An 18658-nucleotide genomic window follows, 5' to 3' on the forward strand; every position below is an offset into this window, starting at 1 on the left:
ACGGGCAAGAACCCCTACGCCAAGGATTAGCCGCGACCCGACGCCGCGCAAGAAACGCCCTTCGCGAAACGCGTCGCAATCGCTATAGTGCAAGGCTTATAAGCGACCCGATGCTGAGTGCGGGGCCGCAACGCACATAAGCCCTTGATACTCGAATTATTGATTGTCGCTGTCCTGACTGTGGTCAACGGCCTGCTCGCTATGTCTGAACTTGCCGTGGTTTCGGCCCGGCCGGCGCGGCTACGCTCTCTCGCGAACGAGGGCGTGACCGGGGCCAGTGTCGCGCTGAAGCTGCAGCAGGACCCGGGCAAGTTCCTCTCTTCGGTTCAGATCGGCATTACCCTGGTGGGCGTCCTGTCCGGCGCGTTTTCGGGCGCAACGCTTGGCGATCGGCTGAGCCAGACCCTAATCGGCGCTGGGCTGGATCCGGCCATTGCCGCCCCTCTCGGCGTCGGCATCGTCGTTATCGCCATCACCTATCTGTCGCTGATCATTGGTGAACTGGTGCCCAAGCAGATCGCGCTGCGCGATGCCGAGGGCGTCGCCTGCCGGGTTGCGCCAGTCATGGTCGTCGTCGCTACCGTAGCGGCACCGCTGGTGTGGCTGCTCGATATCTCGGGAAAGGCCGTGCTGCGCCTTCTCGGCCAGAGTGGGCAGACCGAGGAAAAGGTCACCGACGAAGAGGTTAAATCTCTCATCGCTGAAGCCGAGAGCGCGGGCGTCCTCGAAAGCGAGGAGCGCCACATGATCACTGGCGTGATGCGCCTCGCTGATCGCTCCGCCCGTGGCCTGATGACTCCGCGTCTCGACGTCGAGCTGCTCGATCTTGCCGATCCGGACGACGAAATTTTCGAAAAGCTACGCAAGACACGCCATTCTGTGCTGCCTGTGCAGGACGGCCCGGTCGACTCGATCATTGGCGTCATCGTGCGTAAGGATCTCGTCGACAACGCGCTGGCCGCGGAACCCGTCGACGTGCGTGCGCTGGTCAAGCAGGCACCCGTGGTCATGGATCGCTCCAGCGCCCTCGACGCACTGAAGGCCATCCGTGCCTCGCTCGTCCATATGGCATTGGTTTTTGACGAGTACGGGCATTTCGAAGGCATCGTTACCCCTGGCGATATTCTCGAAGCCATCACCGGTGCGTTCCAGGAAGAAGGGGGCGACGAGGACGCCTTCACCCAGCGCGAGGATGGCAGCTTCCTGGTATCGGGCTGGATGCAGGTCGACGAGTTCGAGGACAAGATCGGTGTGCCGATCCCCAAGGACGCGAAATTTGAAACGGTTGCCGGCTATGTGCTGGCCGAGCTCAATCATCTGCCAGCTGTCGGCGAGTTCTTCGAGCGTGGAGATTGGCGGCTCGAAGTCATCGATCTGGACAACCGGCGTATCGACAAGGTGTTGGTCACACGCATCGACAGCTGATCTTCGCGGTGAGCCTCTATTAACCGTGTGGCAGCAATTGCCCGGCATTTTGGTGCTATCCCACCCCATATGCCAGTGCCTGCCATGACGGATGCCGTCGAAATCGCGAAGCCGTCACGCCTGCCACGCCTGCCACTTCTGGTTCTGGGCTACGCCGGGCTGGCCGCGCTGCTGCGCCCCGAGGTCTACCTCTCGATGGTGGCCGACTATGCCAGCCAGGCACTCACAGCAGCGCCGTCTCTCTTGATCCTCGGCATTTCGATAGCAGCTCTGGTGCGCCGGCGCTCAGCGCCGCTGGCCTATGTCGGCGAATTGCTCCGCAGCCGAACCCTGCCGTTTCTTGTCACCGCGCTGCTGGCCGTACTCGGCATCGCAGCTTTCACTACCTTCAAGCTCTCGATCACCGGATTCATCCCATTTTGGGCCGATCCTGCCCTCGCCAATATTGATCACGCCATACATTTCGGCGATCTCGGGCTTTGGCTCCATCAGGTCATTCCCGACTGGTACGGCTACTTCATCGGCGTACTCTATGGCCCCATCTGGGTGCTGATGTGGTTCGGCATCATGGGTGGCGTGGCGCTGCATCCTGACCCGGCACTGCGCCAGCGATACTTCACCACCATGGCGCTCACGATCGCGCTGCTCGGCACCGTCCTCGCCACCTTGCTCGCGTCGGTCGGGCCGATCTTTTACGATCAGTTCTATGACAGCCCGCGCTATGCCGAACTGCTGGCCCAACTCAACGCCAGTGCGGTGGGCGAGCATATGGCGCTGATGCGCTCAATGCTGCTCTCCAACTATGGTGTCGAGCATCCCGCCATGGGCACCGGCATTTCCGCCATGCCCAGCATGCACGTGGCAATTGCAACGGTGAACGTACTGCTGCTCTTCCGGCTCAACCGCGTCGCCGGACTCTTCGGCTGCGTTTACCTGCTGATGATCCTCACCGGCTCGGTCTATCTCGCCTGGCATTACGCGCTGGATGGCTATGTCTCGATCGCTGCCGTAACGACGATCTGGTGGCTGGTCGGTCGCTTCGCTCAGAAAGCGCGCGTTTCCCCGCTTGGGTAATCGACCACCACGCGGTTTTCCGTGAAGCCTGGCTCGATCATGTCAATCAGCGCCGGTGCCACTTCGGACGGGTGAGGCAGGGAGGCGGGATCCTCTCCCGGGGCCACCTTGGCCCGCATCGCCGTCCGGACCGCGCCGGGGTGGAACAGGTTTGCTCGCACCTCCGTGACATTGGCAATCTCGCCGGCATAGCTCTTGACCAGCGCCTCGAGCGCTGCCTTCGAGGCGGCATAGGGGCCCCAAAAGGGCTTGGCCGAATCTGCCGAAGAAGACGAAACGAATACCGCCCGGCCGGCAGCGGATTGGCGCAGCAGCAGGTCCATCGAACGGATAAGGCGGTAGTTCGCCGTCACGTTAACAGCCATCGCCTGCTCGAAATCCTTTGGCTCGACATGGGCCACCGGGCTCAGCAGGCCCAGTGCGCCGGCATTGCCGACCAGCCCGTCAAGCCGGCCCCAGCGCTCGAAGATCGCCCGGCCCATGCGGTCGATGCCGTCGAACTCGCGCAGGTCGAGCGGCACCAGCGTCGCGGACTGGCCGATCGCCTTGATCTCGTCGTCGAGCTCTTCCAATCCCCCCACAGTGCGTGCCACGGCGATCACATGAGCGCCCCGTCGCGCCGCTTCCAGCGCGGCCTGATAGCCGATGCCGCGCGAGGCGCCGGTAACGAGGACGATCTTGTCGGCAAGGGCTGTGGCGTTCATGAAAATGGTCCGGATAGGAAGGGCAGGCTGCTTTTAGCCATGACTGACCTGAGACGAAAGCCCCCGGCACGAGGTCAACTTGGCGCAGCAGGGCGCCATGGCATGATGCCAGTCGCGGCCAGGTGCCTCAGCTGGCTTCGCGCATCATGGCGACAGTTTTCGGCTCGCCCCGGTTCCAGCCATCAAGATCGGTCAGCGGCGTCGGATATTCCCCGGTGAAATAGTGGTCGGTGAACTGCGGCGCTTGCGGATTGCGCTTCACCCCGTCCACCGCGTCGTACAGCCCGTCTATCGACAGGAACGCCAGCGAATCCGCACCGATGAACCGGCACATGGACTCGATGTCTTTGTACTTGTTGGCAAGAAGATGCTCCGGGTCCGGCGTATCGATGCCATAAAAATCCGGGAAATAGATCATCGGGCTCGCGACGCGAATATGCACCTCGGTCGCTCCGGCCTCGCGGATCATCTGCACGATCTTCAGCGATGTCGTTCCGCGCACGATGGAATCGTCGACCAGCACCACCCGCTTGCCGTCGATCATCTCGCGATTGGCGGAGTGCTTCAGCTTGACCCCGAACGCCCGGATCGATTGCGTCGGCTCGATAAAGGTCCGGCCGACATAGTGGTTGCGGATAATCCCCAGTTCGAACGGGATACCGCTGGCCTGTGCAAAGCCAATGGCCGCTGGCGTCCCACCATCCGGCACTGGAACCACCACATCTGCATTTACCGGCGATTCCTCTGCTAGATTGCTGCCCATATTCTTGCGCGCCTTGTAGACGCTGCGACCGCTCACCACCGAGTCGGGGCGGGCGAAATAGACATACTCGAACAGGCACGGCCGTTCCGGTTCCGGCCGCCGGGGCTTCCGCGCATCGATGCTGATCGAGCCGTCCGGTTGCACTTCGCAGATAATCACTTCGCCGTTTTCAACGTCGCGCACGAACTTGGCGCCAATGATGTCGAGTGCGCAGCTTTCAGAACAGAAGATCGGTTTGCCATCGAGATCGCCCATAACCAGTGGACGAATTCCGATCGGGTCACGCGCCGCGATCAGCTTGGTGCGCGTCATTGCCAGCATGGCATAACCACCCTGCATTTGCCGGATGGCATCGATGAACCGGTCAGACGAAGAACTCTGTCGCGAGCGTGCCACGAGATGCAGCACGACTTCGGTATCGGACGTCGACTGGCAGATGCCGCCCGTCGCGATGATCTGGCGTCTGAGCGTCAGCCCGTTGGTGAAATTGCCATTATGCGCAATGGCGATCCCGCCTTCTTCGAGCTCGGCAAACAGCGGCTGCACATTGCGCAGTGCCACATCGCCGGTGGTTGAATAGCGGGTGTGGCCAATGGAGATCGATCCGGGCAGCCGCGCCAGGGTCGCGGGATCGGTATAGTGGTCGCCCACCAGACCCATCCGCTTTTCGGTGTGGAACTGCTTGCCGTCGAAGCTGACGATGCCGGCGGCTTCCTGGCCCCGATGCTGCAGCGCATGCAGCCCCAGCGCTGTCAGTGTTGCGGCTTCGGGATGCCCCAGAATGCCGAACACGCCGCACTCTTCGCGCAGCGTATCAAGGTCCCATTCGGCAACGGATTTCGACGTATCGCCCACGCTTGTCACCTTGGAATATAATTTGGCTCGCAAATCGCGCCAGATCAGCGAGTGTGCAATGGCTTCACTTCAAAGTCATCAGGCGCCGCCAACGCTCGCCGGTGGCACGGGGTCGAGCGGCGAGCCATCCTCGAGCGAATCTGCGCCGCCATCGTCGATCGGCGTGTCATCGTCACCGGTGCCGCGCTGCAACAGATCAGTGACCTGCTTTTCGACGTCAGGCGGCAGCATCGAGATCAGTCGATTGCCGAAATCGGTGAGCACCGGCAAAGATTTGGAGTCGGCAGCCCAAGGCGGCAGCTGGCCGGGCCACAGCCAGAGGCCGAACAGCGCAATGACCACCGCGATCAACACGCCGCGTGCCACGCCGAACACGAAGCCCAGGGTCCGGTCGAGTGGGCCAATGCGGCTGTCGACGACGAAATCGGCAATCCGCATGGTCAGCAGATGCAGGATGATCAGCGCCACAATGAACGTGCCCAGCACGGTCACCACATCGGCGATAATCGGCTCAGCGATATAGGAGCGCGCAATGTCCTGATGGTTGAAATAGGCATAGGCGGCAATCGCGGCCGAACCGGCCCAGGTGGCCAGCGATAGTATCTCGCGGGTGAACCCGCGTGCCGTGGCGAGAATGGCCGAGATCAGTACCAGAACCCCGACGCCCACGTCGAATGCAGTCAGCATTTAAGAAATCCGCCCGTGCGACCAGCTGAAATTCCCGTGTAGCGGCTAAAGCCACGCCTGCCAAGCGTAGCGGCGCCACGGTTTGCCCGATGTTCACGAAAACCGGACCGGGTGGCCAATATGCTACTCGGCTGCCTGCTTTTTCCCACCCGCGGCGATCTGTCCGATCAGCGCTGCGAGTTCGGAATATTCGGTGATGGCAAGGTCTCCGCCCTGGTCGGACGACGCGAGTCGCCCGGTGACCGCCGACTTGAAGCCGAGCTTGCCGGCTTCGCGCAGCCGCAGCGGTGCATGCACCACCGGCCGCACCCCGCCGGCCAAAGAAATCTCGCCGAAATAGACTGCGTCGGCGGGCAGCGGCGAGCCTGTCAGTGACGAAATCAGCGCTGCCGCTACCGCCAGATCGGCGGCAGGCTCGTTGATCTTCAGCCCGCCTGCAACATTCAGATAGATGTCATTGGCGCCAATCCGCACCCCGCACCGCGTCTCGAGTACCGCCAGTACCATGGACAGTCTTGATGTCTCCCAGCCCACCACGGCGCGGCGCGGTGTACCGAGTGGGGAGGGAGCAACCAGCGCCTGTATTTCGCATAGAACCGGGCGCGTTCCTTCCATCCCGGCGAACACTGCCGAACCCGCGGCGTCGCGGTCGCGCTGGTCGAGGAACAGCGCCGATGGATTGTCGACCTCACGGAGGCCCAGCGTCGACATCTCGAACACGCCGATCTCGTCGGTCGCGCCATAGCGGTTCTTGACGCCGCGCAGAATGCGGAAGGTGTGGCTCGCGTCGCCCTCGAAATAGAGTACCGCATCGACCATGTGCTCGACAACGCGCGGTCCGGCGATCTGACCGTCCTTGGTCACGTGTCCCACCAGCACCACCGCCGCGCCGGATTTTTTCGCGAAGCGCGTCAGCGCCTGCGCCGAGGTGCGCACCTGCGTCACCGTGCCCGGCGCGCTGTCGACGCGATCGGTCCACAGCGTCTGGATCGAGTCGATGATCACGAGGTCCGGCGCCGGCCCGTTCTGCAGCGTCGCCAAGATGATCTCGACATTGGTCTCGCTGGCCAGCAGCACATCACGGTCGCCGAGCCCCAGACGCTGCGCCCGCAGCCGCACCTGCGCCACGGCCTCTTCGCCCGACACATAGACCACCCGGCGTCCGCCTTCGGCCAGCGCCGCTGCCGCCTGTAAGAGCAGGGTGGACTTGCCAATGCCCGGGTCGCCGCCCACCAGCAACGCCGAGCCCATGACGAAGCCGCCGCCGGTCACCCGGTCGAGTTCCTTGATGCCCGAGGTGACCCGCGCCGCCGTCTCGGTCTCACCGGCCAGCGGCACAAGTGCTACGGGCCGTCCCCCGGCCACCGCCGACTTCGGTCCGGCACCAACCCCCGAGTCGACGATTTCCTCGACGATCGTGTTCCATTCGCCGCAGCTCTCGCAGCGCCCCTGCCAGCGCGGCGTTACCGCCCCGCAGGCCTGACAGACATAGGTGGTCTTCGCGCGTGCCAAATCGGATCCCTAGCTTTCGTGCAGCTGCGCGCGCTCGATCAGTCCGCGCAGCGTGTTCCAGTTCCGCGCCGTCGCCTCGCCAGAGCGCTTCTCAATCAACGGGCGCAGCCGACTGCTTTCTCCGCCCGTGCCATAGTCGACAATCAGTTGCGGGCCGACCGCGGCGATCCGCTCCGGCCCGTCATAGCTCGTGATCCAGTCGAGCTTCGGTCGCCCTTTAGCGAAGAAATGCACCGACACGTCGCCCGGGCGCTCTGCTGTTGCATCGCTGAAGGGATCGGACCGCAACACGGTCTTGAGCTGCCGTAGCGTCCGGATCACGGCCCGGTTGGAAGTTCCCAGGCCAAGCTCACTCACGATGGCGTTCATCCGCCGTGTCACCTCTGCGCGCCCCATGCTGCTTTCAAAGATCATGTTCCCGGTCGCGATATAGGTTTCGGGCTCGTCAAACACCCGCGAAGCCGCCTCCCACCACTTGTGCATCGACATCACCTTGTGGGTCGCGGGTCCAATAGCGCGCAGCAGCGCGATGTAGGTGGTCACTGAAACTCCTGCGAGTTAGCTGAAAACCTAGCCCACCAAATACCGGCGTGCAAGAACAAATAGAGAACATATAGCGCCGTCAGTTGCCATCGGCATTGCCAGGCCCCCGGCAGATCTCAGCTGTCGCTCTCGACATATTGCCGGGCATAGCGGCCCTTGAGGCTAGTCAGGATTTCATAGCCGATCGTGCCGGCGGCATCGGCGTGGTCGTCGACTGTAATCTGCTTGCCGATGATCTCCACCATGTCGCCGGGGGAGGGGATCTGGTTCAGTTCCGTCACGTCCACGCCGATCATGTCCATCGATACGCGTCCGACCAGCGGCACAACCTGGCCATTGACCACCACTTTGGTACCGGCCCGCTGGTTCGAAGACGACAGCGAGCGGAAGAATCCATCGGCATAGCCGATCGCGACAATCGCCAGCCGGCTGTCGCGAACCATGGTCTGGGTCGCCCCATAGCCCACCGATTCCCCGGTCTTGACGTCCTTGATCTGCAGGATCGGTGCCTCGAGCGTCACCACGGGGTGCATCGGGTTTCGACGGCCGGCGACGGCCCGGCCGCCGTAGAGCGCAATGCCCGGACGGACAAGCTGAAAATGCGTTTCGCGCGAGGTCATCAGCGCCGCAGAATTGGCCAGCGAGGCGGGGATATTGGGAAACTGCGCCATCACCGAGCTGAACAGCGCAAGCTGCGTCCGGTTCTTCTCATGCCCGGCAAAATCGGCGCAGGCCAAGTGGCTCATGATCATCTGTGGTGCAAAGCCGATCTGCTCGATCATGCGTTTGACCATCACCGTCTCGTTGAGCCGAAAACCGAGCCGGTTGATGCCAGTGTCAAAATGCAGTGCCGCCGGCAGCGCCTGGTTCGATTGCAGACAGGCCGAAAGCCATTCTTCCAGCATCGGCACCGAGCTCAGACACGGCATCAGCCGCTCGCCGACATACAAGGGCGCTGCGCCGGGAAACAGGCCGTCGAGAATGAATATATGGCTATCGTCGGGCAGGGCCGCGCGCAGCGCCACGCCCTCGTCGGGCGTCGCCACGAAAAAGAACCTGGCTCCGGCGTCGAACAGTGCTTTCCCGGATTTTGCAATGCCGGTGCCATAGGCGTCCGCCTTCACCACCGCGCCCGTCAGCGCGCCGCGGCTCACCTTGTCGAGCGCCTGCCAGTTGCGTTTCAGCGCGCCCAGATCGACGGTCAGGCGACCGCCATATCCGGTCGCGATGGCCGGTGCCGCCATCACTTACTCCATCCGCTCCGGCAGGTAGTCCGACTGCGCCAGATTGGCGAAGCGTGTGAACTGCGCCTCGAAGCTGAGCTGCACGGTGCCGGTCGGGCCGTGACGCTGCTTGGCGATGATCACCTCGGCCCGTCCATGAACCTGTTCCATCTCGCTCTGCCATGCGAGATGGTCCGGTGAGCCCTCTTTTGGCTCCTTGTTCTTGAGGTAGTACTCTTCGCGATAAACGAACAGCACGACGTCGGCATCCTGCTCGATGGACCCGGATTCGCGCAGATCCGCAAGCTGCGGGTGCTTGTCCTCGCGCGCCTCGACCTGTCGGCTGAGCTGGCTGAGTGCGATGATCGGTACGTTCAGCTCCTTGGCCAGCGCCTTGAGCGTGGTGGTGATCTCGGTCAGCTCCTGCACGCGGTTCTCGCTCGCCTTTTTCGACGAGCCGCTGAGCAGCTGCAGATAGTCGACGATCAGCAGATCAAGACCCTTCTGCCGTTTCAGCCGCCGCGCGCGTGCAGCCAGTTGCGCCACCGAGATGCCGCCGGTGTCATCGATATAAAGCGGCACCTGCGCCATCAGGTTCGAGGTGTCGACCAGCCGGTTGAACTGGCTCTCGTGGATATTACCGCGCCGGATATCCGACGAACTGATCTCGGCCTGCTCCGCCAGAATACGTGTAGCCAGCTGTTCGGCGCTCATTTCGAGCGAAAAGAAGCCCACGTGACCGCCATCGATCGTCTTGTTGTGACCGTCGGCGGTCACTTCCGATCGGAAGGCCTTGGCGATGTGGAAGGCGATATTCGTCGCCAGCGAGGTCTTGCCCATCGCCGGGCGCGCCGCGAGGATGATAAGATCGGAGCGCTGTAGCCCGCCCATCAGTCGATCAAGATCGCTCAACCCGGTGGCTGTGCCCGACAGCGAGCCGTCGCGGCCATAGGCTTCGCCCGCCATCTTGATGGCTTCGGTCAGCGCTGCAGAAAAACTCTGGAAGCCGCCATCATAGCGGCCCTTTTCGGCCAGATCGAACAGCGATTTCTCCGCTTCCTCGATCTGCTTGTTGGCCGTCGCCTCGACATCGGAGTCATAGGCGGTCTGTACCATCTCCTCACCGATCTGGATCAGGTTGCGCCGGATCGCGAGGTCGTAGATCGATTGCCCGTAGTCTGCAGCATTGAGAACAGTGGTCGCTTCGGCTGCCAACCGCGCCAGATACTGCGGCATGGTCACTTCCGGCGTCAGCTGGTCGGCCAGATAGGTCTTGGCCGTGATCGGCGTGGCCGTCTTGCCTGCACGGATGATCTTGCCCAGCACCTCGTAGATTTCGCGATGGATCGGCTCATAGAAATGCTCGGACATCAGAAAGTCCGACACCCGGTAGAAGGCCTCGTTGTTCACCAGAATCGCGCCCAACAGCGCCTGCTCGGCCTCGACGTTTTGCGGGGCGAGCCTGAAGGCCTTTTCGTCTTCCGGACGCAGGCGATGCACATTCGTGTCTGCCATGGCGATTCGGAGTCTCCTATGAGGGGGCTAAGCTTTGCTTAACCAGTGCGATGAGATGGCGCGAGAGCAATCGCCACCATTGGGCAATCGGCACCCGTATCAGCCTGCGCTCCACAGGCTTGAGTGTTGATAGCGGGGGAATCCCCTGTCACCACTTGCGCGGCAACAACAACGCGACTCGGGGCTAACCGATTCTGTCCGCCATGCGTTAGTGTAGTGGGCTTAGTGGAGTAAATTTATGATTTCCAAATGGCGCTGGCTGTTCGATCAGATCACGCACCTGCTGTGGCTGAGGGCCTCTCTGTTCGCGGTGATCGGCGTCGTGACCGCGCTGATCGGTGTAACGGCCGAGAGCTACGTGCCGATGTCCGTCCCCGATCTCATCGGCGCCGACGCCGTGGGAACGGTGCTGAACGTGCTCGCCTCATCCATGCTGGCGGTTACCACTTTCTCGCTTGGCGTCATGCTGTCGGCATATAGCGCCGCCACCAACAACGTCACGCCACGCGCGACGAAACTGCTGATGCAGGACACGACGACGCAGAACGTATTGTCCACCTTCATCGGCTCCTTCCTGTTCAGCCTGGTGGGCATCGTCACCCTGACCATTGACGGCTATGGCCAGCGCGGGCGGCTGGTGCTCTTCGTCGTCACCGTGGGCGTCATTCTCGTGGTCATCACCGCGCTGCTGCGCTGGATCGATCATCTGAGCCGGCTGGGCCGGGTGGGGGAGACCACACAGCGGGTCGAGGACGTCGCGACCGAGGCCATCCTGCGCCGCAACGAGCAGCCCTGCCTCGGGGGGCGGCGGCTGGATGACTCAGTCACCATTCCTTCTGGGGCCGTGGTCCTCACCGCAGCCTCCACCGGCTATGTGCAGCATATCGATAGTGCGGCGATCGAGACCCTGGCCGAGGAGCACGACACAAGAGTTTATCTCATGGTACTGCCCGGCGCTTACGTGGTCGCAGGCAATGAGATCGCTCGCGTCTGTCTGCCAACCGACCTCGAAGACGCGGCCGCCGAGGGCGATGGGTCGGGAAGCGAGGGCAAGAACGACGAAAAAGAGGACGGGGACAGCCAGGACGACAAGAAGACCAAACGAGATCAGACACTGGATGAACTGAGAGAAGGCGTACGTGGGGCGCTGAGCGTCGGCGCGGAGCGCACCTATGATCAGGATCCGCGCTTCGGCATCGTCGTGCTGGCCGAAATCGCTTCACGCGCGCTGTCGGAAGCCATCAACGATTCGGGCACAGCGATCGACGTCATCAGCCGTCTGGTCCGCGTCATGTCGATCTGGACCAAGGAGCCTGAGAACACCGAAGAAGATGGCGAGACGCCCGAAGTCAAATGCCCACACCTTTATGTGCGCCCATTGCACTATCAGGATCTGTTCGAGGACGGCTTCGCCATCATCGCCCGCGATGGTGCTGACCGCATAGAAATCCAGCTGCGCCTGCAAAAGGCCCTCAGCAACCTGTCGCAGATCGGCCCGAAGGAGTTCCGCGACGCCGCCCGACTACAGGCGCGGCTGTGTTTGGAGCAGGCCGAGTTTGGCCTGCGGTTCGAGCGTGAAAAGGAGCGGGTGCGCCAGGCGGCCAGCTTTGAGGTGCCGATGCCCTGAGTTGGGCAGCCGGCACCCCTTGGGTTCGCCGGACCATTGACGAGGGACACAAAAAAGGCCGGGCGCTGAGCCCGGCCTTTGTATTTCGCGCTGTAGCGAGAGCTTACTCGTCGTCGCCTTCGCCATCCTCGGCGGCAGAGCCGACCTCGGACTGCAGCTCGGAAAACGCTTCGTTGGCTTCGTCGTCATAGTTGATTGCGGTGAGATCCTCACCAGCGGCCTGACGCTCGGCCTCGTCCTCGGAACGGGCGACGTTCACATGGATCGACACCTCGACTTCGGCGTGCAGCTGCAGAGCAACCGTGTGCATGCCGACGGTCTTGATCGCGTCCGGCAGGTCGACCTGACCGCGGGTGACGCTGAATCCGTCCGACCCCAGCGCATCGGCGATGTCGCGCGTGCTGACCGAACCATAGAGCTGACCGGTCTCGCCCGCCTGGCGGATGAGTACGATGGTCTTGCCGTTGAGGCCCTCGGCAATGCCGGCAGCGGCCTCGCGGCGCTCCTGGTTGCGCTTTTCGATGTCGGCGCGGTCGCGCGCGAACTTGGCGCGGTTGGCTTCGGTGGCGCGCAGCGCCTTGCCCTGCGGCAGGAGGAAGTTACGGGCGAACCCGTTCTTCACGTTGACTTCGTCGCCGATGTGGCCGGTGCGGCCCACGCGCTCGAGCAGAATGACTTTCATTTCAGATAACTCCTGGCTGTCCCGTCACACTGGACGGTTAGGAGCCGCAGACCATTCCGCGACCCCAGCAATACCCCGCCGAAACGGGATGGCCGTGATTACTTCACAGCGTAGGGCATGATGCCGATGAAGCGGGCGCGCTTGATCGCCTGGGCGAGTTCGCGCTGCTTCTTGGCAGAGACCGCGGTGATGCGGCTCGGCACGATCTTGCCGCGCTCCGACACGAAGCGGGACAGCAGGCGCACGTCCTTGTAGTCGATGGTCGGCGCATTCGCACCCGAGAACGGGCAGGTCTTGCGGCGACGCTGGAACGGACGGCGGGCCGTAGTGGTGGTGAGATTTTTGATGGCCATTGCGGAAATCCTTCCAGATTAGAACCGACGGGGACGACGGTCGCCGAAGCGGTCGCCACGGGAGCGGTCGCCACGATCGTCGTCGCGGTCGCGCTTCGCCATCATGGCAGACGGGCCTTCTTCGAGGGCGTCGACCCGCACGGTCATGAAGCGCAGGATGTCTTCATTGATGCGCATCTGGCGCTCCATCTCGGCAACCGCAGCGTGCGGAGCGTCGATGTTGAGCAGCGAGTAATGCGCCTTGCGGTTCTTCTTGATGCGGTACGAGAGGGACTTGAGGCCCCAGTACTCGTTCTTGGTGATCTTGCCGCCGCCCTGGGTGATCATGTCGGTCAGCGTTGCGGTCAGTTCCTCGACCTGCTGGGCCGACACGTCCTGACGTGCAAGATAGATGTGTTCATAGAGGGCCATAGAGCGCCTTCCTTGAAGTTGGTTTCAACTCGCATTCTTTCGGCGCGGAGCCTCTTTGAAGCCGGAAAGGCACCAAAGCAGTCTTCTAAAGAGCGGGAACACGGGAGGCCGGATCCGACGGATCCTATCGGCAATAGCCGACCCTCCGTTCAGCCCCCGGCCGAACGAATGTGGGCGGGCTATAGGAGATATGACGCGCAAAGGCAAGCTTGGCCTTGCGTTGCCCTACATTCATCTGGCTCAAGGGGGCCACACTTACCGCCGCCGGAACCCAAGACCATGACGACCGATACCATCCCCGAAGATTTCGTACGCGTCGACCGCGCCGCCGTCACCGCCGCCTGGCAGACCATTCGCCCCCATGTCCGGCGCACGCCCGTCATGGATGTCGCTGCCGCCGATCTCGGGCTGGCCGGCCAGCCTCTCAACTTCAAGCTTGAGTTCATGCAGTACTCCGGCACCTTCAAGGCGCGCGGAGCCATCGCAAGTCTCATGCTGCGTGAGGGTGCAGAACGTGGCGTCGTTGCCGCATCGGGGGGCAATCACGGTGCTGCGGTCGCCTATGCTGCCATGCAGCTCGGCTATCCTGCCCATATCTTCGTGCCGGAAATCTCTTCACCGGCCAAGATCGCCCGTATCCGTGCCTATGGTGCGCAGATCGTCATTGGTGGCGCGCGCTACGCTGATGCCTTTGCCGCCAGTCGGGAATTTGCCGAGGCGAGGGGGCTCATGCAAGTCCACGCCTATGACGACCCACTTACCCTCGCAGGGCAGGGCACGGTGGGTCTCGAATGGCTCGAGCAGGCCGCCGATCTCGACACTCTCATTGTCGCCGTCGGTGGCGGTGGGCTTATCGGCGGCATTGCCGCGGCGGTTGGCGATAGGGTGAAAGTCGTCGCCGTCGAGCCGGAAAACGCTCCGTCCTTGAATTCCGCGATCGCCGCCGGTCAGCAGGTCGATGTCGAAGTCTCGGGTCTCGCCGCAGACAGCCTCGGGGCACGCCGCGTCGGCCGTCACTGCTTCGAGCTGCGCGATCGTATCGCCGCGTCCGTGCTGGTCACCGACGCTGCGATCCGCGCCGCACAGCGGACGCTATGGGATGGTTTCCGCCTCGCCGTCGAGGCCGGTGGGGCATCTGCGTTGGCGGCGCTCACGTCAGGTCAATACTTGGCTGCAACCAATGAGCGTATTGGTGTATTACTGTGTGGGGCGAATACAAGCGAAGTGGAATTCGCCGGGGAGTGAGCATGCAGCAGGCGAGAGCGGCGGTTATTCTGTTCCACATTATTGTGCCGCTCTCCGCTCTGGTCCTGTCCATAGTCTCTGCACTTGTTCAGGGGAGCGACGTATTCGTCTCGAGCTTGTGGCGCATTGCGCTCTTGCTGGTGCCGCCGTCCGCCGTTGGCTGCGTATCGATCGCCGTGCTCGCTGTGCGAAAGCAGTTGCGACCCCGCTGGCACGGCACAGTGCTTTTGGCAGTCGGCACCTTCGCCACCTGCGCCATCCTCTACGTGATCCAGACGTTCGATGCCGACACCATGGTGAAGGCCTTCGCGCCCTATTGGCTGGTGCTCTCTGTCCCCGCCGCCGTCACCCTCGTGGCCGTCTATCTTTTGGCTGTCCGGTATCGCAAACGGCTCTGGCTCGACGATCTGCTTGCCCATCAAACTGGCGATCCGCCTTGACTTCGCCTTAACCCTACGGCACACGCCGCCGCCAACCGGCAGACTCTTGCACTGCCCGTACGATCTTCAGCGGAGGGATTCACGATGACCAAGCGCGCATTTACCTTCCCCGGCCAGGGCAGTCAGGCCATCGGCATGGGCAAGGACCTTGCCGACACCTATCAGGAAGCGCGCAACGTCTTCGCCGAGGTCGACGAGGCCCTGGGCCAGAACCTGTCGACCATCATGTTCGAGGGGCCCGACGAAACCCTGAGGCTCACCGAGAATGCCCAGCCGGCACTGATGGCCGTTTCGGTTGCCGTCACTCGCGTTCTCGCCAGCCGTGGCGTGACGCTGGCTGACAACGCCGCGTTCGTCGCCGGTCATTCGCTGGGCGAATATTCGGCGCTGGCTGCTGCCGAGGCCTTCAGCCTCGCCGATGCGGCGCGCCTCTTGAAGACCCGCGGCCAGGCCATGCAGCAGGCCGTTGCGGTGGGCGAGGGCGCCATGGCGGCGATCCTCAACCTCGATATGGAGACCCTGCGCGATATCTGCCTCAAGGCGGCGGAAGGTCAGACCTGCGACATCGCCAACGACAATGCGCCGGGCCAGATTGTCATTTCCGGCCACCAGGCTGCTGTCGAGCGCGCCATGGAACTGGCCAAGGCGGCCGGCGCCAAGCGTGCCCTGGCCCTGCCGGTCAGTGCCCCTTTCCATTGTGCGCTTATGAAACCTGCCGCCGCGGTCATGCGCGAGGCGCTGGCCGCGGTGGAGATTAAGTCGCCGGTCGTGCCGGTCGTTGCCAACGTGCTGGCCGCCCCGATTTCCGATCCCGACGAAATCCGCAAGGCGCTGGTCTCTCAGGTCACCGGCATGGTCCGCTGGACCGAATGCGTGACCTGGCTTGTCAAGACCGGCGAAGTCACCCAGCTGGTCGAACTCGGCGCCGGCAAGGTGCTCTCGGGCCTTGCCCGGCGCATCGCCCCTGATGCCTCCTCAGTGTCCATCGGCACCGCCGCCGATGTTGACGCCTTCGTCGCTGAAATCACCGCCTGAGCGCCTTAACTCACTGAATCTGACTCTGAACAGGAGCCGCTAAATGTTTGATCTCACCGGCAAACGCGCCCTCGTGACTGGCGCCTCTGGCGGCATCGGTCGCGAGATCGCCAAGGCACTTGCGGCGCAGGGCGCCACCGTTGCCCTCTCCGGAACGCGCCAGGGCGCACTCGAGGACACCAAGGCGGCGCTCGGCGACGGCGATCATCCGATCATCACCACCAACCTGTCCGATCTCGATGCTGTCGACAAGCTGGTTCCAGCTGCCGAACAGGCCCTGGGCGGCATCGACATCCTCGTCAACAATGCCGGCATGACGCGCGACAACATCTTCATGCGCATGAAGGACGAGGAGTGGGACGAGGTGCTGGCGGTCAACCTCACCGCTGCCTTCCATCTCAGCCGCGCCGTGCTGCGCGGCATGATGAAACAGCGCTATGGCCGGATCATCGGCATCACCTCGGTTGTAGGCGTCGTCGGCAATCCGGGGCAGGGCAACTACGCCGCCTCCAAGGCGGGCCTCATCGGCATGAGCAAGGCGCTGGCCTACGAGGTCGCCTCGCGCAACATCACGGTCAATACAGTCGCGCCGGGCTTCATCGGCTCTGCCATGACCGACGAATTGAACGAAAAGCAGCGTGAAGGCATTCTAGGCAAGGTGCCGGCGGGCCGCCTCGGGGCTGCCGAGGAAGTCGCCTCGGCCGTCGTCTATCTGGCGAGCCAGGAAGCCGGCTACATCACCGGCCATACGCTCAACGTGAATGGCGGGATGGTGATGCTCTGAGCCATGGCGTGAAGGCTGGGGAACTGGCCTTGACGAAATATGGCAAAGGCGGAGGAAGTGTGTTACCTCCGCCGCGTGTTTTCGGCGTTTTCCGCACTTGCGAGGGTGTTGGGCCACGCCTAAAGTTCGCCGGCAACGGCGTAGGGGTCCGAGTGGCAGCGTCTGGATGACCCAGCAGCTGCCGCCGAACAGGTTTAGTCAAAAAGACTGGTAACAGAGGAAGTCTGAATATGAGCGATATCGCTGATCGCGTCCGCAAAATCGTGGTCGAACACCTGAACGTGGATGCGGAAAAGGTCGTCGAGAAGGCCAGCTTCATCGACGATCTGGGCGCAGACTCGCTCGATCAGGTCGAGCTGGTCATGGCTTTCGAAGAAGAGTTCAACGTCGAAATCCCGGACGATGCCGCGGAATCGATCCAGACCTTCGGCGACGCTGTGTCCTATCTGCAAAAAGCCGTCGCCTGATCGTCGGCAGCTAACGGCATATCTTCGATGGAACTTCGCCGCGTCGTCGTAACCGGGATGGGTATCGTCAGTCCTTTGGGCTGCGGAATCGAGGCCACCTGGGCGAACATTCTGGCTGGCAAGACTGGTGCAAAGCGGGTCGACGACTTCAAGGTCGACGACCTCGCTTGCCAGATCGCCAATCGCATTCCGCTGGGCGACTATGCGGATGGAAAGTTCAACGCCGACGAGTGGATGGACGTGAAGGAGCAACGCAAGGTTGATCCCTTCATCGTCTTCGCCATGGCGGCAGCCACGCAGGCCATCGAAGACGCCGGCGTGGAACCGAAGACCGAAGAAGAAAAATGCCGCATTGGCACTTTGATCGGCTCGGGTATCGGCGGCATCGGGGGCATTTACGATGCCTCCGTTACGCTGCATGAACGTGGCCCGCGCCGCATCAGCCCATTCTTCATTCCCGGGCGCATCATCAACATGGCCTCGGGCAATGTCTCCATCCGCTTCGGGCTGAAGGGCCCGAACCATTCGGTGGTGACGGCCTGCTCCACAGGTGCACACGCCATCGGCGACGCGTCCCGACTCATCGCTCTCGGCGATGCCGATGTCATGGTGGCTGGCGGTGCGGAATCGCCGGTCAACCGGCTATCTCTTGCCGGCTTTGCGGCCTGCAGGGCACTTTCTACCGGCTTCAACGATGAGCCCGAAAAGGCCTCGCGTCCCTACGACAAGGATCGCGACGGCTTCGTCATGGGCGAGGGCGCCGGCATTGTCGTGCTCGAGGATTACGAGCGGGCCAAGGCCCGTGGCGCCAAGATCTACGGCGAAATCATCGGCTACGGCCTGTCGGGTGACGCCTATCACATCACCGCGCCGTCCGAGGATGGCGATGGTGGCTACCGCTGCATGCAGGCCGCCCTCAAGCGCGCCGGCATCAGTCCGTCCGAGATCGACTACATCAATGCGCACGGCACCTCGACACCGCTTGGTGATGAGATCGAGCTCGGCTCCGTCACCCGGCTGCTGGGTGATGCCGCAAGCACCGTGTCGATGAGTTCGACCAAGTCGGCAATCGGGCATTTGCTCGGCGCTGCCGGCTCGGTGGAGGCAATTTTCAGCCTCCTCGCCATGCGCGATGGCATCGCGCCGCCGACCATCAATCTCGACAATCCTTCTGTCGAAACGGTGGTCGACCTCGTGCCGCATGTTGCGCGTCAACGCGAGATCAACGTGGCGCTCTCCAATTCCTTCGGCTTCGGCGGCACCAATGCGTCGCTGATTTTCCGCAAGGTTCACTGACAACAGGCCGGTCGCGG

19 protein-coding genes are annotated in these 18658 nt (G+C 62.7%); 9 read left to right on the forward strand and 10 right to left on the reverse strand.

The features are described from left to right. Positions 1-159: 159 nt before the first annotated feature. Together ACN0TK_RS09810 and ACN0TK_RS09815 are read left to right on the forward strand one after the other, a co-directional pair. On the forward strand, positions 160-1425 hold the full coding sequence (locus ACN0TK_RS09810) for a hemolysin family protein (RefSeq protein ID WP_417309299.1): 1266 nt from the start codon (positions 160-162) through the stop codon (positions 1423-1425). Positions 1426-1509: 84 nt separating this feature from the next. Continuing rightward, positions 1510-2499 carry a phosphatase PAP2 family protein gene (locus ACN0TK_RS09815; RefSeq protein WP_417309300.1) on the forward strand — a complete coding sequence of 330 codons (990 nt, stop codon included), beginning with the start codon at positions 1510-1512 and terminating at the stop codon, positions 2497-2499. On the opposite strand, the gene ACN0TK_RS09820 is transcribed toward ACN0TK_RS09815, so the two are convergent. From ACN0TK_RS09820 to ACN0TK_RS09850, 7 genes are all read right to left on the reverse strand, one after another. Beyond that, entirely contained in the window at positions 2469-3203 is a 735-nt protein-coding gene (locus ACN0TK_RS09820) for an SDR family NAD(P)-dependent oxidoreductase (RefSeq protein ID WP_417309301.1), read from the reverse strand. The genes ACN0TK_RS09815 and ACN0TK_RS09820 overlap by 31 nt on opposite strands. A 127-nt stretch (positions 3204-3330) precedes the next feature. Beyond that, complete coding sequence (gene purF / locus ACN0TK_RS09825; RefSeq protein WP_417309302.1) at positions 3331-4821, reverse strand: amidophosphoribosyltransferase; 1491 nt, start codon at positions 4819-4821, stop codon at positions 3331-3333. Positions 4822-4899: 78 nt separating this feature from the next. Then, a complete protein-coding gene (locus tag ACN0TK_RS09830) occupies positions 4900-5508 on the reverse strand; it encodes a CvpA family protein (protein ID WP_417309303.1) in 609 nt (202 codons plus the stop codon). A gap of 123 nt (positions 5509-5631) precedes the next feature. Then, complete coding sequence (gene radA, locus ACN0TK_RS09835) at positions 5632-7020, reverse strand: DNA repair protein RadA (RefSeq protein WP_417309304.1); 1389 nt, start codon at positions 7018-7020, stop codon at positions 5632-5634. 9 nt (positions 7021-7029) lie between these two features. Continuing rightward, a complete protein-coding gene (locus tag ACN0TK_RS09840; protein ID WP_417309305.1) occupies positions 7030-7563 on the reverse strand; it encodes a DUF1697 domain-containing protein in 534 nt (177 codons plus the stop codon). Between the two features lie 116 nt (positions 7564-7679). Then, complete coding sequence (gene alr / locus ACN0TK_RS09845; protein ID WP_417309306.1) at positions 7680-8807, reverse strand: alanine racemase; 1128 nt, start codon at positions 8805-8807, stop codon at positions 7680-7682. Positions 8808-8810: 3 nt separating this feature from the next. Further along, positions 8811-10301 (reverse strand): replicative DNA helicase, encoded by a 1491-nt coding sequence (locus ACN0TK_RS09850; RefSeq protein ID WP_417309307.1) that lies wholly within the window; start codon positions 10299-10301, stop codon positions 8811-8813. Between the two features lie 238 nt (positions 10302-10539). Here ACN0TK_RS09850 and ACN0TK_RS09855 point away from each other — a divergent pair, with 238 nt between their 5' ends. After that, positions 10540-11928 carry a DUF2254 domain-containing protein gene (locus ACN0TK_RS09855; protein WP_417309308.1) on the forward strand — a complete coding sequence of 463 codons (1389 nt, stop codon included), beginning with the start codon at positions 10540-10542 and terminating at the stop codon, positions 11926-11928. A 103-nt stretch (positions 11929-12031) separates the two neighbouring features. Here the strand turns inward: ACN0TK_RS09855 and rplI are convergent, their stop codons facing one another. From rplI to rpsF, 3 genes are all read right to left on the reverse strand, one after another. Further along, complete coding sequence (rplI, locus tag ACN0TK_RS09860) at positions 12032-12610, reverse strand: 50S ribosomal protein L9 (protein ID WP_417309309.1); 579 nt, start codon at positions 12608-12610, stop codon at positions 12032-12034. A 98-nt stretch (positions 12611-12708) separates the two neighbouring features. After that, entirely contained in the window at positions 12709-12963 is a 255-nt protein-coding gene (gene rpsR / locus ACN0TK_RS09865) for a 30S ribosomal protein S18 (RefSeq protein ID WP_417309310.1), read from the reverse strand. A gap of 18 nt (positions 12964-12981) precedes the next feature. After that, on the reverse strand, positions 12982-13374 hold the full coding sequence (gene rpsF, locus ACN0TK_RS09870; RefSeq protein ID WP_417309311.1) for a 30S ribosomal protein S6: 393 nt from the start codon (positions 13372-13374) through the stop codon (positions 12982-12984). Between the two features lie 279 nt (positions 13375-13653). Between rpsF and ACN0TK_RS09875 the strand changes: the two genes are divergently transcribed. From ACN0TK_RS09875 to fabF, 6 genes are all read left to right on the forward strand, one after another. Then, complete coding sequence (locus tag ACN0TK_RS09875) at positions 13654-14619, forward strand: threonine/serine dehydratase (protein WP_417309312.1); 966 nt, start codon at positions 13654-13656, stop codon at positions 14617-14619. 2 nt (positions 14620-14621) lie between these two features. After that, positions 14622-15059, forward strand: a complete 438-nt coding sequence (locus ACN0TK_RS09880; RefSeq protein ID WP_417309313.1) for a hypothetical protein — start codon at positions 14622-14624, stop codon at positions 15057-15059. 84 nt (positions 15060-15143) lie between these two features. Beyond that, positions 15144-16094 carry an ACP S-malonyltransferase gene (gene fabD, locus ACN0TK_RS09885; RefSeq protein WP_417309314.1) on the forward strand — a complete coding sequence of 317 codons (951 nt, stop codon included), beginning with the start codon at positions 15144-15146 and terminating at the stop codon, positions 16092-16094. Positions 16095-16137: 43 nt separating this feature from the next. Next, a complete protein-coding gene (gene fabG, locus ACN0TK_RS09890; RefSeq protein WP_417309315.1) occupies positions 16138-16878 on the forward strand; it encodes a 3-oxoacyl-[acyl-carrier-protein] reductase in 741 nt (246 codons plus the stop codon). Positions 16879-17108: 230 nt separating this feature from the next. After that, positions 17109-17345, forward strand: coding sequence for an acyl carrier protein (locus tag ACN0TK_RS09895; RefSeq protein WP_417309316.1), 237 nt, complete (start codon positions 17109-17111; stop codon positions 17343-17345). Between the two features lie 27 nt (positions 17346-17372). Continuing rightward, on the forward strand, positions 17373-18641 hold the full coding sequence (fabF, locus tag ACN0TK_RS09900) for a beta-ketoacyl-ACP synthase II (protein ID WP_417309317.1): 1269 nt from the start codon (positions 17373-17375) through the stop codon (positions 18639-18641). Positions 18642-18658 lie beyond the last annotated feature (17 nt).

Origin of the sequence: Devosia sp. (genome assembly GCF_048261455.1) — a bacterium.
Classification (GTDB): Bacteria; Pseudomonadota; Alphaproteobacteria; order Rhizobiales; family Devosiaceae; genus Devosia_A.

What these genes read in the sequence shown, in the direction of transcription:
- rpsR (WP_417309310.1), bottom strand. Translation starts at nt 12,963, where the DNA reads ATGGCCATCAAAAATCTCACCACCACTACGGCCCGCCGTCCGTTCCAG.
- alr (WP_417309306.1), bottom strand. Translation starts at nt 8,807, where the DNA reads ATGGCGGCACCGGCCATCGCGACCGGATATGGCGGTCGCCTGACCGTC.
- ACN0TK_RS09815 (WP_417309300.1), top strand. Translation starts at nt 1,510, where the DNA reads ATGACGGATGCCGTCGAAATCGCGAAGCCGTCACGCCTGCCACGCCTG.
- ACN0TK_RS09855 (WP_417309308.1), top strand. Translation starts at nt 10,540, where the DNA reads ATGATTTCCAAATGGCGCTGGCTGTTCGATCAGATCACGCACCTGCTG.
- ACN0TK_RS09850 (WP_417309307.1), bottom strand. Translation starts at nt 10,301, where the DNA reads ATGGCAGACACGAATGTGCATCGCCTGCGTCCGGAAGACGAAAAGGCC.
- ACN0TK_RS09875 (WP_417309312.1), top strand. Translation starts at nt 13,654, where the DNA reads ATGACGACCGATACCATCCCCGAAGATTTCGTACGCGTCGACCGCGCC.
- ACN0TK_RS09880 (WP_417309313.1), top strand. Translation starts at nt 14,622, where the DNA reads ATGCAGCAGGCGAGAGCGGCGGTTATTCTGTTCCACATTATTGTGCCG.
- ACN0TK_RS09820 (WP_417309301.1), bottom strand. Translation starts at nt 3,203, where the DNA reads ATGAACGCCACAGCCCTTGCCGACAAGATCGTCCTCGTTACCGGCGCC.
- ACN0TK_RS09895 (WP_417309316.1), top strand. Translation starts at nt 17,109, where the DNA reads ATGAGCGATATCGCTGATCGCGTCCGCAAAATCGTGGTCGAACACCTG.
- rplI (WP_417309309.1), bottom strand. Translation starts at nt 12,610, where the DNA reads ATGAAAGTCATTCTGCTCGAGCGCGTGGGCCGCACCGGCCACATCGGC.
- fabD (WP_417309314.1), top strand. Translation starts at nt 15,144, where the DNA reads ATGACCAAGCGCGCATTTACCTTCCCCGGCCAGGGCAGTCAGGCCATC.
- rpsF (WP_417309311.1), bottom strand. Translation starts at nt 13,374, where the DNA reads ATGGCCCTCTATGAACACATCTATCTTGCACGTCAGGACGTGTCGGCC.
- fabF (WP_417309317.1), top strand. Translation starts at nt 17,373, where the DNA reads ATGGAACTTCGCCGCGTCGTCGTAACCGGGATGGGTATCGTCAGTCCT.
- ACN0TK_RS09830 (WP_417309303.1), bottom strand. Translation starts at nt 5,508, where the DNA reads ATGCTGACTGCATTCGACGTGGGCGTCGGGGTTCTGGTACTGATCTCG.
- fabG (WP_417309315.1), top strand. Translation starts at nt 16,138, where the DNA reads ATGTTTGATCTCACCGGCAAACGCGCCCTCGTGACTGGCGCCTCTGGC.